The 13,322-nt window shown below is 62.1% G+C and carries 8 protein-coding genes; 2 read left to right on the forward strand and 6 right to left on the reverse strand.

Translation table 11 applies throughout. The features are described 5' to 3' along the window. The 6 genes from thyX to GC119_RS02980 form a co-directional block, all read right to left on the reverse strand. A complete protein-coding gene (thyX, locus tag GC119_RS02955; RefSeq protein ID WP_151952405.1) occupies nt 1-786 on the reverse strand; it encodes an FAD-dependent thymidylate synthase in 786 nt (261 codons plus the stop codon). Between the two features lie 124 nt (nt 787-910). Then, nucleotides 911-1,390, reverse strand: coding sequence for a hypothetical protein (locus GC119_RS02960; protein WP_070777603.1), 480 nt, complete (start codon nt 1,388-1,390; stop codon nt 911-913). 56 nt (nt 1,391-1,446) lie between these two features. Further along, nucleotides 1,447-2,577 (reverse strand): biotin/lipoate A/B protein ligase family protein, encoded by a 1,131-nt coding sequence (locus GC119_RS02965; RefSeq protein ID WP_151952406.1) that lies wholly within the window; start codon nt 2,575-2,577, stop codon nt 1,447-1,449. After that, nucleotides 2,570-4,717: a prolyl oligopeptidase family serine peptidase gene (locus GC119_RS02970; protein ID WP_151952407.1), complete on the reverse strand. Its 2,148-nt coding sequence runs from the start codon at nt 4,715-4,717 to the stop codon at nt 2,570-2,572. Before GC119_RS02970 ends, GC119_RS02965 begins: the two co-directional genes overlap by 8 nt. Before the next feature lie 56 nt (nt 4,718-4,773). Continuing rightward, a complete protein-coding gene (locus tag GC119_RS02975; protein WP_151952408.1) occupies nt 4,774-6,162 on the reverse strand; it encodes an MFS transporter in 1,389 nt (462 codons plus the stop codon). A gap of 79 nt (nt 6,163-6,241) precedes the next feature. Then, the gene (locus GC119_RS02980) at nt 6,242-7,339 is read right to left on the reverse strand and encodes a branched-chain amino acid aminotransferase (RefSeq protein ID WP_151952409.1); all 1,098 of its coding nucleotides are present in this window, start codon (nt 7,337-7,339) and stop codon (nt 6,242-6,244) included. 269 nt (nt 7,340-7,608) lie between these two features. On the opposite strand from GC119_RS02980, the gene GC119_RS02985 reads away from it, so the two are divergent. Both GC119_RS02985 and GC119_RS02990 read left to right on the forward strand, forming a co-directional pair. Beyond that, the gene (locus tag GC119_RS02985) at nt 7,609-12,378 is read left to right on the forward strand and encodes a G5 domain-containing protein (protein ID WP_151952410.1); all 4,770 of its coding nucleotides are present in this window, start codon (nt 7,609-7,611) and stop codon (nt 12,376-12,378) included. Nucleotides 12,379-12,686: 308 nt separating this feature from the next. Beyond that, complete coding sequence (locus GC119_RS02990; protein WP_083304091.1) at nt 12,687-13,265, forward strand: hypothetical protein; 579 nt, start codon at nt 12,687-12,689, stop codon at nt 13,263-13,265. The last annotated feature ends 57 nt before the right edge of the window (nt 13,266-13,322 follow it).

Below are 13,322 nucleotides of genomic sequence, written 5' to 3' on the forward strand. Positions count from 1 at the left end.
TCAGGCCTTGCGGGTGCCGGGTGTCCATTCGCCGTCTTCGACGGTGTAATCAGCGAAAACGGCGGGGGCTTCTTCGCGCATGATCTGACCGACTTTGTCGAAGATCAGGCGGATTTCTTCTTCTGCGCCCTTTGCGGTGCGCATTTCAATCACGTGACGCAGGGTGCGCAGGTTCGCGGTGAAGACGATTCCCGTGGCCAGACCTTCTGGCGCAAAGCGGCGCATGAAACTGGTCATGTGCTTCTTGTGCGTGAAGTTCTGGCCCTCTTCGTCGAGTTCAAAGTGCTCGGCCATCCACCGCTGGTGTTCTTCCAGCTGGTCCAGAAGCCCAAGGCTGCGCTCCATGAGTTCGGCGTCTTCGCGCGCCCAGTCGGGAAACCAGAAGGGAATGTCTTCCAGCCGCACGTAGCGCAGCGATTCCTGCGAATAGGCGGCACCGGCGCGGTGGCGAATGAGTTCGTGAGTGAAAACGCGTGACACGTTGTGGAAGATGAACGTGTAGTTGGCGTGTTCGAGAACAGAGCCGTGCTGGGAGCCGATGACATTGCCCAAGTATTGGGCCGAATCGGTGCGAACGCGCGACACGTTCGGGTTGAGGCCGGGTTCCCACGATCGGTAGCACATACGGCCGGCGAATTCGAGAAGATCTTCACCGTCCGGCGATTCTTGGGAGTGAACGCGATCCGACCAGGCGGTCCCGCCGACCTCGTCGAGGTAGCCGGTCATGGCTTCCCAGTCGATATTCGGTCGCGCGATGAGCTCTACGCGGGGTTCGACCTGGCGCACGGGCACTCCTCTGTCTGCGGAAGCTGTCTGTTCAGATCCTAGGCGAGGCTGGGACCTGCGACAACAGCAGGTGGTGGAAAGGCTCAGGCCAAAGTGTCCAGGCCCTGCTGCCCAGACCGAGCGATCAGTGCGACTGAACGTTGATGATCGTCAGTTCCGGGTTGATGGCCCACACCGTCGCCGGTGCGCCCTGCACGGGGCGCTTGCCATCGGAAGCCACGGAGCACACGCGCATCAGCGTGCCGCCGCAGTCCAGGATCACTTCGAGCTGTCCGCGCACGACTTCGCATCCGGCAACCCGTGCCGGCTGGCCGGCCTCGGTCGAGGTGAAATCTGCAAAAGCGCGCTTCTGCCGCTCAATCAGCCGCGCCCGCACGGGCAGCTTGCTGAATGTGCGGGCACCCAGGCTGCGGTCCGAGCGGCCTGCAATCCGGTAGTCTTCCGCACCGTCTAGGAGAACATCGGCGTCGTCGACGACCGCTGCGAAGGCGTACGGGTTGGTCCAGGCGGCGTCAGCCAGAAGCTCCGGCGGATACAGCGCGCCTGCACCGCGCTGGCGAGCGCTGGGTTTGTGAAGATCGCGTTCGAGGGTGTGTGCAGACATGCCATCACCATGACCGGCCCGCGTGAAGAGCGAGCCACCCCTGTGTGACGACAAGGTTACGGGACCCTGTGAGTCCATTCCTCAGTCCCGAACTTCTCCGCGACCAGAGTCCGGGCGCGCTCCACCTCGTCAGGGGTGACTTCGCCGAGTTGGGCGCCGGTTGCCCTTCGGAACGCTTCGATCATGGTCTCTAAGACCTCTTCGCGCGGCATGCCCGTCTGACTGCGCAGCGGGTCGACTCGCTTCTTGGCCGAGCGGATGCCCTTGTCGGAGATCTTCGCTTTGCCCACGCGCAGCACCTCGAGCATTTTGTCCGCGTCGATGTCGTAGCTCATGGTGTCGTGGTGGAGGATGACTCCCCCGCCTGCGGCCAGCCGCTTCTGTGCGGCTCCGCCGATTTTTCCCTTGTCGGAGGTGATGTCGTTGATGGGCTCATAGAATGCGTTGACGCCCATGCTGGAAAGGGCGCCCAGGACCCACTGGTCGAGGAACCTGTAGGACTCTTCGTAGTCCAGCCCGGCGACCAGCGACAGGGGCGCATACAGCGAGAATGTGACGCAGTTGCCGCCCTCCATGAACATGGCGCCGCCGCCGGAGATCCTGCGGACCACCTCGACCCCGTGGCGCTTTGCGCCAGCGGCGTCGATTTCGTTTCGGAAGGACTGAAACGATCCGATGACGGCGGCCTTGTCGTCCCATTCCCAGAAGCGCACGGTGGGCCCGCGTCGGCCGGCTGCGACTTCGCGCAGGAGCACTTCGTCAAGTGCCACGTTTTCGCGGGTGGGGCGGACCTTGTCGTGGATGATTTCCCATTCGTGGTCGTAGAACTCGGTGGCCCCGGTCATGCCGCGTTTGAGTGCCCACGCGATGTCGTAGGTTGTCACCCCCTGCAGGTCAGGCCGCAGTGGCTGTTCACCGGCTTCCACCAGTTCTCGGTACACAGTGTCGAAAGCGGCGTCGAGGCGGGCGGCGATGTCGGCTTTTGAATCGCTTAGGCTGACGCCTTCAAGGGCTGGCCCCAAAGCGGCGAAGGCCTCTTCCGGTTCGAGGAAGAAGTCACCGGAGATGACGACGTCTCTGGCCAGCTCGTCTTCGATCGTGCCGTCGACAACCACGAGTTTGCCGCCGGGCACTTTGCGCTGTGCTTGGAATGTGCGTGCTTCTGTTGTCGACCCTGTCTCAGTCATTGCGGTCCTCTCCTGTCAGCGCCCGCCACATGAACCGGTAGGTCAGTGCGCGAACGGCTGCGATCTGTTTGTTGTCCGATGCTGCCGAATGTCCGCCCTGGGTGTCTTCGAAAAACCACACGTCGGGGATTTCCTTCGCCTGCATCTTGGCGGCCATTTTGCGAGCCTGTACAGGGCCGACGCGGTCGTCCGAGGTTGCCGTCCAGAACAGCACCGGCGGGTATTCGTCCCGCGGTGCGGTATCCAGCAGGTGGTAGGGGCTGAAGTGCTGGATGAAGTCCCAGTCGTCAGTCGCGGGGTCACCGTATTCGGCAGCCCACGATGCTCCTGCGGACAGTTCGGTGTAGCGCAGCATGTCCAGAAGCGGCACGCCGCAGCTGATGGCGCCGAAGAGTTCCGGGTACTGGGTGAGCATGTTGCCCACCAGCAGTCCCCCGTTGGAACCTCCCGAGGCGCCGATTGTGTCGGCGCTGCCCACTCCCCTGTCGCTGAGGTCGCGGGCGACTGCCGCGAAGTCTTGGTAGGAACGCTGTTTGTTTTCGCGCCGGGCCGCTTCGTGCCAGGCGGGCCCGTATTCGCCGCCGCCGCGGATGTTGGCAAGTACGTACACGCCGCTGCGGCCGGCGGGAAGCGCGCCGGTTCCGTCGGTTGTCTGGTTGAGCCAGGCGATGCCGCTGATGACGGCGTAGCGGGGTGTGCGGGAGACTTCAAAACCGCCGTAGCCGTCTAGGAAGACGGGGTTCTGCCCGTCGAGCACCAGGTCACGCGGGGCCACTTGGAAGTACGGGATGCGGGTTCCGTCGTCCGATGTTGCAAAGTGCTGGGTGACTTCGAGGTTGTCAGCGTCGAACCGTGCCGGTGAGGTGCGCACGACCTGTGGTTCGGCAGTTGAGCCGAGTTCGCCTCGGGCCAGTGTTGTGGGGGTGGTGAAGCCGCTGATTGTCAGCCACACGTCATTGCCGATAGCTGGGTCATCTGCATCGACCGCACCGATGCCGATGACGTGGTTGGCCGGTGCTGCCGGTGCGGGAACTTCGCTGAAGTCATCCAGGCGGAGTGCGCGCAGGGTGGACTGCACGTGCTCCATGAGTGAGAGCACCAGGTAGTCCTGTGTGACGGCCCAGCCCTGGAGCGAGGTTGAAGCACTCGGTTCGAAGATCACCCGCGGAGCGGCCCCGGCCAGGAAGTCGTCGAGTTTGGCTGCAGCGAGTGCTCCGGCAGGCACGTTGAATTCAGTGCCGTCACCGGCGGTGCCCGTCCAGTCGGTGCGAGGGCGCAGCAGCAGGAGGTCCCGGTCAATGTCGACAACGACGTCGTCGGGAACGTCAATGCGCTGCCACCCGGAGGTGTAGTCGCTGCCGACCCCAAGTGGGCGCACCCACACGCGGGAACGGTAGAAGTCAATGGCGTCGACGAAGACCATGCGCTCCCAGCCCGGCGTGTGGTCAACGCCGACCGCGGCGAGAATATGGCTGCGGTCAACTTCACCGATCTGCTGGGCATCACTCAGGCTTTGGCCGCGCGTGAGAATGCGCGCGGTGGCCGGGTAGGACGATTCGGTCATGGAGCCTTCGCCGAAGTCGGTCGTCAGCGCCAGCGTGTTGTCGTCGACCCAGCTGGCAGAGCCCTTTGCCGCCGGTATGTGGAAGCCGTTTTCAGCGAACCTCTTGGTGGGAAGGTCGAATTCGCGGTGGGCAACCGCGTCGCCGCCGTCGGGGCTGAGGGCAATGAGTGCCCGCGCGTAGTCGCTGCGGCGCAGACGTGCTCCTCGGAACACCCACTCGATGTTCTCTTCTGCCGCAAGCGCATCGACATCCAGCAGAATGTCCCATTCTGTGGCCGCGGTATCGTCGCGTCCTGCCAGATAGGACTCCCATGTGGTGCGTCGCCACAGCCCGCGGGGGTGATCGGCGTCCTGCCAGAAGTTATAGAGCCAGTCGCCGGCTTTGGTCACAAAGGGGATGCGGTCGTCGTCATCGAGGGCCTCGCGCAGCTGTTCAGCGAGTGCGCGCGTGCGTGCGTCGGTGAATTCAGCCTGTGTGAGTTCATTCTGCTTTTCCACCCATTCCAGTGCTTTTTCACCGTGAATGTCTTCAAGCCAGAGCCAGTCATCGTGTGGGTTATCCGGAGTGAGGCGCATGGCTCCACACTAGTCCGTACCGGTTCAGACTGTCTGAGCCTCATGTGTGTGCATGCTCAGTCTGTGCGGACGAGCTCGCGGTCTTCCCGGCCCCACACCAGCATGAGCACCAGCCCGATGACGGTCAGAGCGCCGGTCGCCCCGAAAGTTCCGGTCAGCCCGATTCCCGGCAGCAGCCACGCCCCGTAGACAAACGGAGCGATGCCCGTGGCGATCCGGGACACACTCGAGGCCCACCCGAAGCCGGAGGCGCGCAGCTGCGTGGGATACGCCTCGGACCCGTAGGTGTAGAGGGCGGGCACTGCGGTTTGGATGGTGAAGCCGAAGCTGACGATGGCGAGCTTGGCCGCCGTTGTCAGCTCGCCGGGATGGGAAGTCAGTTCTATCGCGAACAGCGCCAGCAGCACAGCCGAACTGAACCCCGAAAGGGTCAGCAGCAGCCTGCGCCCCACGTAGTCGATGACGAGCGCGGCTGTCACAACGCCCAGCAGCCCGGCTCCTGTCATGGCGCCGGTGACGAGGAACGCGGCCTGGTCTGTCTGACCCTGTTCGCGCAGGACTTTCGGCAGCCATGTCAGTGCCGCGTAGTACAGCAGGAGTACGCCGATAAACACCGCCCACGTCGATGCTGTCAGCCGTGCCGAGTGCTTCCACAGGTGGTTCAGCTGGCCCAGAGCCGAGCTGATGCGGCTGCGCAGGGTGCGACTGGTCTGGACGGCTGCAGCCTGTGCGGTTGGCTGCGGGTGCTGCCAGGCGTCGATCTGCGCTCCTGTGCGCTTGATGAGCCTGCGCAGAACCGCATCGGCTTGAGCGTGCTTGCCCGCAGCAGCCAGGTGGAGGGGTGATTCGGGGACGAACAGGCGCACAAAGAACAGCAGGATAACCGGTGCCGCCATGAGCAGCATCATTGTTCGCCAGCTGCCGAAAGACAGAATCCACGCACTCGTCACGGCAGCGCCGGTTGCGCCGATCGGCCACCAGCCGTCCATTGCGGTAAGCACTCGACCCCTGTGCCGGGCCGGTGTGAACTCGGCGACGAGCGCGTAGTCAACAGGGATCGCTCCGCCCAGTCCGATGCCGGCTATGAAGCGCAGAACGAGGAAGGTCTCCAGGTTGGGGCTGAAAGCGCCGGCGGCGGTGAACAGCGAGAAGATCAGCAGCGTAATGGAAAACGCTGTGCGTCGGCCCAGCCGATCGGCAATGCCTCCCCACAGCACTGCGCCGACTGCCATGCCGATGAGGTTGGCAGTCGCTGCAAAAGCCGCTGTGCCCAAGGGCACGTCCCATTCGGCGGCCAGCAGCGGAATGAGCAGACCGCCGAGAGCGACATCCCAGGCGTCGAACATGAAGCCCAGACCGCCGACGATGAACACCGCCCCCTGGGTGTTCCACTTCCATGGGAGGTCGTCGATCACCTGGGCGGGTGTGGGCCGCTGTTTCGTCACTCGTGTGTCCATTCACATTTTCGGGCCGCCTCCGGTGTGGCGGAGACGGCCCGAAGATCTTGCTGTATGAATCTGGTTGTCAGCTCTCGGCGAGTTTGACCATCCAGCCTTCAGGGCCTTCTGCTCGACCGTACTGGATGTCCAGAAGAGTGCTGCGCAGCTTCATGGTGGCTTCGCCGGGCTCTTCGCCCATGTCGATGGTGTAGTCCTTGGACTTCAGCTGACCAATCGGCGTGATGACTGCTGCGGTGCCGCAGGCGAAGGCTTCGACGATTTCGCCGGAGGCCGCGCGGTCACGCCATTCAGCAACTTCGATGGGGCGTTCAACCGGGGTCAGGCCGAGCTGCGGGGCCAGTTCAAGCAGCGAACGGCGGGTCACACCGTCGAGGATGGCCTCAGAAACCGGCGGGGTCAGCAGTTCGCCGTCCTTGGTGACGAGCATGAGATTCATGCCGCCTAGCTCTTCGAGGTAGGTCGAAGTTGCCGCGTCAGTGAACATGACCTGCTGGCAGCCGCTGTCGGCAGCTTCGGCCGATGCGGCCAGGGAGGCCGCGTAGTTGCCGCCGCACTTGGCGAATCCGGTGCCACCCTGGCCGGAGCGCTTGACCTTTTCGGTCAGCCAGATGCTCACCGGCTTGATGCCGCCGCTGAAATAGGCGCCGGCGGGTGAGGCGATTACGTAGTAGTCGACTTCGTGGCTGGCCCTCACACCCAGGAAGGACTCCGAGGCGATCATGAAGGGGCGCAGGTAAAGCGAAACTTCGTCGGCGGAGTCCGTGGGTGTGGGCACCCAGTCGCGGTCGAGGCTGACGAGAGCGCGAATGGATTCGAGGAAGTCCGCTTCGTCCAGCTGTGGCAGGGCCAGGCGCTCGGCTGAACGGTTGATGCGGGCGGCGTTGCGCTCAGGCCGGAAGGTCCAAACGGAGCCGTCCGCGTGACGGTAGGCCTTCAGACCTTCGAAGACTTCCTGCGCATAGTGCAGGACCGCGGCGGCGGGATCCAGGGTCAGCGGGCCGTAGGGAATGACTTCGTGCGCGTGCCACCCCTGGTCTTGCGTGTAGCGGACGTGGGACATGTGGTCGGAGAAGTATTCGCCGAAACCGGGATTTTCCAGCACTGCCTGACGCAGAGCCGGTGCGGTGGGGTCTTGGCGTTTGCGCAACTGGAATTCAGTCATCGTCACTCTTTCCTGACGAGTCGGGTTGGGGATCTATGGGTGATCCTATTCACTCTGTCAACACGCTTTTCGGTGACATGCCGCACACGCCCGCCGCAAAGGCGGCCACTGGGCCCAGTTTTGGGCCCTTACGGTACTGTAGACCCAGATATCAATACTGGTGTTGCACTGCGCCGCAATCTGACCCGGTGCAACTTCGGCCGGGGCCGCGCTCTCCCTTCCCAGGGCTGCCGCGAGCGTCGCTCAGGATTTTCAGGAAGGACTGAGGGATGGACTCCTCAAACAAACCGGCATTGCGAAAGCGCTTTGCGCGTACCCCAATTGCCGCCTTGTCAGCCCTCGCTTTGGCTGCAGGCACATGTGCTGCGCCCAGCCTCATGCCCACCGAGCCAGCCGCTGCCGCGTCAGCGCTCTCCGGCGGCATTCGGGATAAGTCGGGGGCTGTTGAGCAGGACCAGCAGAAAGCCTCGGATTTGCCTGATGGTTCGTGTGCTGTCGAAAATGGCGACCCGTCTGGCAGTCAGGCGGGTTTCACCTGGACCACCCTGGAGCCAGGCCAGGCCAGCTCCGATAAGACCAAATGGGGTTTGAGCCTCGCTTTCGACAATTCGAAGGATCGTACGTTTGCCGAATGGAGTTTTAGCAATTCTGGACTCCTTGGGGGTGTCCTGAACCCTGGAACCGTTTCCTCTATGGACGTCGGCCAGACTCTTTTCGGCGCTGAGGGACCGGTGACTGCTAAGGCCGACGAAAAGATCGCCATCACAAGCTCTCGCGTTCAAAGGAACCTAAACCTCAACTCCGAACTAACCGGGGATAAGGTCAAGCAGTTCGCAGAGGCGGACGCCTCTAACCCTGTGCGTTACGCCTGGCAGGGAAAGTACACGAAGGATAATATTGACGGCCTTAAAGCGACCCGGGGGTCTAACGCTGGATTTGAGGCTGTCGTAAATCCGTGGCCGAGTGAGAACGACAACTGCTCACCCATTTCTGTGTCCTGGGAGAACCAGGAAAAGCTGGTCGTCAAGCCGGGCGAGAAGCTCAAGGTGGGCCGTATCAGCGCAGATGCCGCGTCGATGCCGCGCATGGTGGTTGAGGCTTATGATTCTCAGGGCAAATTCATCGGCACCAGCAACACTGAAGCCTCCGGTGGCGAAGCACGTTTGAGCATCGAAGACAACGGCGACGTGTTCTTCACGATGCCCGAATACAAGGGCACTGTGCTCAGCGCCCAGCAGGGTGTGCGCTTCAGTGTTCTCGCCCTTCCGCGCTCAGTTGAACAGCTGCAGGCTGCGATCGACGATAATGGCGGCTACGGCCAGGCGTTCGATGAGTCCAATGCGCTGCCTCGCTACAGCAAAGCCAACGTCATCGGATCGCACCAGTGGAGCCTTGACGATACCCAGTTCCACGACCCGAAGTACGACAAGCGTGACGCCTCGATCATCTCTGGCGTTGAAAGTGCCCAAGGCCCGCTGGCGAAAGATCGCCAGTCAGTGACCTTCACCCAGGTGCCGGACCTGATCAAGGACCTGGTGAAGAAGAAGGAAGACGGCGGCTTCGATGCTGAAGTCGAAATGGACGAGAAGTACGTTTTCGAGGGCTGGGACGCAGCCCTGGACCCAGACACCTATAACGTCACCGTCACGGCACCGAAGAACCCGACCCCCGGCACATTCGCACAGCCGCGGGTTGTAATCACGTACTCCAACGGTTCAAAGGACGAACTCCCCCTGCTTGTGGTTGTTGATCCGAACAACACGCAGGTAACGGACCTGGTCAAGCCCGACATCGCGCAGGGCAAACCGAACCAGGACATCGAATCCCAGATCAAGACCAAGGCCATTATGAAGGGCCACAAGGCTGTGGTGCCGGCCAAGTACGAAGTCGATGAATCTTCTGTGCCGTCGGGCTGGACCGTCACGGTGAACAAGAACGGCAAGGTCACTGCGAAGGCTGACGACACCGTTCCGCTTGGCACCGTGATCTCCCCGAAGGTCAAGGCCACCTACCCGGACCAAACCACCGACGAGGTCGAGGTCCAGTTCCAGGTCATCAACGACATCAAGGTCCCCACTTACGGCACCGAAGTCAAGAAGCCCGGCGAAAAGGCCAGCCTGAAGCCAACCCTGCCCGAAAAGGGGCTGAGCGGTAAGGAAAGTGACGAAGCACCAAACCGCTACACGTTCGAAGACGGCAAGACCGAGTTCTCCAAGGATGGGTGGACCGTCACAATCGATGAGAGCACTGGGGAGCTGACCACAACAGTGCCGAAGGGCGCGCAGCCGGGTGATCAGCTCGATATCCCGGTTCTCGCCCACTATGAGTCCGGTGCTAAGCCGCAGAAGGCAACCGGCACGGTCTACGTCATCAAGGGTGACGACGTGCCGGTCTACTCCGTCGAGTCCACCGGTCCCGGCAAGTCCGTAGACCACCAGGTTGAGGACGCCCCGAAGGGTTCGAAGTTCTCGTTCGGCACGGACGGCGATCAGCCGATCCTCGAACAGGACGTTGACGGCTGGAAGTACAAGGTCGACCCGAACACGGGTGTTGTGACGGCAACACCGCCGCAGGACGCCAAGCCGGGTGACCAGAAGACAGTGTCGGTGACTGTCACAGCGCCGGACGGCTCGAAGCCGAAGGTGCCCGTCACCACCGTGGTCAACCTGACCAACAATTGGGAAGCCGAACCGTCATACCCCACGGAAACGGTGTACCCGGGCGAAACTGTGAAGCTGCCGGTGACCATTGACAAACCGGACAACGTCAAGGTTGCCAAAGAGAACCCGTTCACGGTGGGCGATGTCCCTGCCGGCTGGACCGTCACGGTTGACGACAAGGGTGAGATCACCGCGACTGCACCGAAGGACGCGAAGCCTGGAGACGAAGTCAAGATTCCAGTAACGGTGACCTACGAAGACGGGTTTAAGGACACCGCCGCCGCTGTGGTCAAGGTTGTCGACGTCCCGACCCGCGAAGTTCCGTTCAAGGTCGAATACAAGTACGACGACTCTCTCCCCGCCGGCGAGTACAAGGTAGAAACCGAAGGCAAGCCCGGCAGGGAAAAGCAGAACAAGGACGGCACGTGGGAGCGCACCGCAGAGCCGGTCAATGAGGTTGTTCGCGTCGGCACGAAGCCTGCCGAAAGCGCGAAGGACATCACCTGGACGGTTCCGATCCCGTTCCCGACTGAGGTCCGCGAAAACCCGAACCTGGCACCTGGCGAAACCAAGGTTGTCCAGGAGGGCAAGGACGGCGAAAAGACCTTCACCGCGAAATTCAACGCCAAGGGCGACAAAGCCGAAGTGGCTGAAGAGAAGACCACTAGGGAACCCGTCACTCGCATCGTTGAGTACGGTCCGCGCCTGGGCGCTGATGAGCTGGTCACCACTGTGAAGAAGCCGGTTCCGTTTGAGACCGAGATTGAATTCGACGACACGCTCGAAGCTGGCAAACAAGAGGTCAAGCAGGCGGGCGAACTCGGCGAAGACACCGTGACTTCGACACAGAAGTTCGCTGACGGCAAGCCGTCTGGTGACCCTGTTGTGGAAACCAAACGCACCAAGGAGCCGAAGAAGCAGATCATCCGCGTCGGCACCAAGACGACTGGCACTCACACCTCTGAGTACGAAGTCGATGTTCCGTTCGAAACTGAGATTCAGTTCGACAACACGATGGAAGCCGGAAAACAGGAAACTGTTCAGGAAGGCAAACTGGGCAAGGACAAGGTCATCACGACCCAGACCATCGAAAACTCGAAGGTCACGGACACGAAGACCGAAACCAAGCGTGTGACCGAGCCGGTCAACAAGATCGTCAAGGTCGGCACGAAGGGCAAGACCACCTCCAAGACCGTCGAATGGACTGAGAACACGCCGTTTGAGGTCGAGGTTCGCCTCAACCCCGAACTCAAGGCCGGGGAAACCAAGGTGATCCAGGAAGGCAAGCCCGGCGAGGTCAAGCACACTGTGACTGTGACTTCCGACAACGGTGAGATCTCTACTGAGGAAAGCACCGAGGAGCTGCGCAAGCCGACCACCCACATCATCGAAGTGGGCACGGCGCCGACCCTGACCGAGCTGACGGACAAACACACGGAGAAGATTCCGTTCGAGACCGTCATTGAGGAAGACCCGAACCTCGAAGCCGGCACGATTATCGAAGACCAGGCCGGTGCGTACGGCGAAAAGGAAATCACTAAGACCTGGAAGCTCAAGGACGGCAAGACCGTGGGCGAGCCGGAAACATCCGAAAAGGTCACGAAGGAGCCAACAGCTCGCAAGGTCCGCGTGGGAACCAAGTGCAACTGTGACGAACCCACTGAGCAGCCGAGCGAAACACCGACCGAGGAACCTTCTGACAAGCCGAGTGAGTCGCCAAGTGAGTCACCCAGTGACAAGCCCAGTGAGTCGCCGAGCGTGTCGACGAGCGAAACACCGACCGACGAACCGTCTGACAAGCCGAGTGAGTCAGCCAGCGAGACTCCAACTGAGGAACCTTCTGACGAACCGAGTGAATCGCCGAGCGAAGCCCCCAGTGAATCACCCACTGAGACGCCAAGCCACAAACCGAGTGAGTCAGCCAGCGAGTCACCGAGCGGCACGCCCAGCAACAAGCCGAGCGAGTCGCCAAGTGAGTCACCGGACGACTCCCCCAGTGACAAGTCCAGCGAGACCCCAGGTGAGTCAGGCAGCGAGTCACCGGACGACTCCCCCAGTGACAAGTCCAGCGAGACCCCAGGTGAGTCAGGCAGCGAGTCACCGAGTGACAAGCCGGACGAGTCCCCGAGCAGCCAAGCCGGTGAACCGGGCAAACCGGGCGACAAGCCCGGCCAGCCCGACGATCAGCCGAGTGAGGAAACGGCTGCTCCCGGCACCTCGGGTGAGGATGACAACAGGCCGGCTGAGCCGAGCGGTTCTGGCAGCTCGCCTCTGCCGCGCACCGGCGTGAGCATTGCGGCGACACTGGCTGCCGCCGCCGTGCTGATCGCCGGCGGTGTCGGACTGCTGTCAGTGCGCAGGCGCGGCTCGCGCCGCTGATGTCAGCGGTAAGTCAGCAGCAGTGCTGAGTCGCTGACTCCTGCTGAACGCGGCGGGGGCCCGGGGGGGACATCCCACGCCCCCGCCGCTGTTCCGTGCTCATTCGAATGCGAATGTGCCCTTGGAAAAGCGAACTGTAAAGCCGCACCCAGCTGTTACTCGCCCAACGTTAGAAAACTGGTGGCGCAGCTCAAAAGAGGATGAAAAAGCGGCTGCCCAACCCAAAATCGCCTTCCCAGCCAGACCTCCAAGCGTAACGTGAATCACGCCTGGAGGACTTCCAGGACGTCTAGATTATGGAGAGTGACATGCTCAAGAAAGGTCTAACACGCACCCTCACTCACGGAGCGCTGGCTGCGGCAATCGGCGCAGGAAGCCTCCTCGCCGCAGCAGGAGCCGCACAGGCAGCTGCACCAGCAGAAAACCCCGGCGGATCACCCGCACAGGCCCAAGCACAAGCCGCACCCGCCCAGGCTCAGAAACAGGGCATCAGCCGTCAAGAAATCATCAAGCGCGCTGAAGACCGCATGGCCAAGGCCCCCTACTACTCACAGGGCCAAGACTACTTTGACAACTACCGCAGGGACTGCTCCGGATTCGTCTCCTACGCATGGAACTCCGGTGGCCCCGGCGAAGCATCCTTCACCTTCGTTCCCAAGGGCGTTGCCCACAAAATCAAGTGGGAAGAAATCCAGCCCGGTGACGCTGTGACCGGCCCTGACCACATCGTTCTGGTCAAGAAAGTGAACCCGGACGGTTCGTTCGAACTGCTTGAACACGGCGGTGGACAGTCCGGCAAAGAAGCCCCCAACCCGCGCCACGCAACCAAACAGGACCTCATCAACCAGGGAGTCGGCGAACCGATCCGCTACAACGGAGTCGCCTAAAGCTCTTCAAGGACAGCACTGGGCCCGGCCGCTGTGGCCGGGCCCAGTCGTATAAGG

The organism is Brevibacterium sp. Marseille-P9724 (genome assembly GCF_902500275.1).
In the GTDB taxonomy this organism is placed as follows: Bacteria; Actinomycetota; Actinomycetes; order Actinomycetales; family Brevibacteriaceae; genus Brevibacterium.

What these genes read in the sequence shown, in the direction of transcription:
- GC119_RS02960 (WP_070777603.1), bottom strand. Translation starts at nt 1,390, where the DNA reads ATGTCTGCACACACCCTCGAACGCGATCTTCACAAACCCAGCGCTCGC.
- GC119_RS02965 (WP_151952406.1), bottom strand. Translation starts at nt 2,577, where the DNA reads ATGACTGAGACAGGGTCGACAACAGAAGCACGCACATTCCAAGCACAG.
- GC119_RS02970 (WP_151952407.1), bottom strand. Translation starts at nt 4,717, where the DNA reads ATGCGCCTCACTCCGGATAACCCACACGATGACTGGCTCTGGCTTGAA.
- GC119_RS02980 (WP_151952409.1), bottom strand. Translation starts at nt 7,339, where the DNA reads ATGACTGAATTCCAGTTGCGCAAACGCCAAGACCCCACCGCACCGGCT.
- GC119_RS02985 (WP_151952410.1), top strand. Translation starts at nt 7,609, where the DNA reads ATGGACTCCTCAAACAAACCGGCATTGCGAAAGCGCTTTGCGCGTACC.
- GC119_RS02990 (WP_083304091.1), top strand. Translation starts at nt 12,687, where the DNA reads ATGCTCAAGAAAGGTCTAACACGCACCCTCACTCACGGAGCGCTGGCT.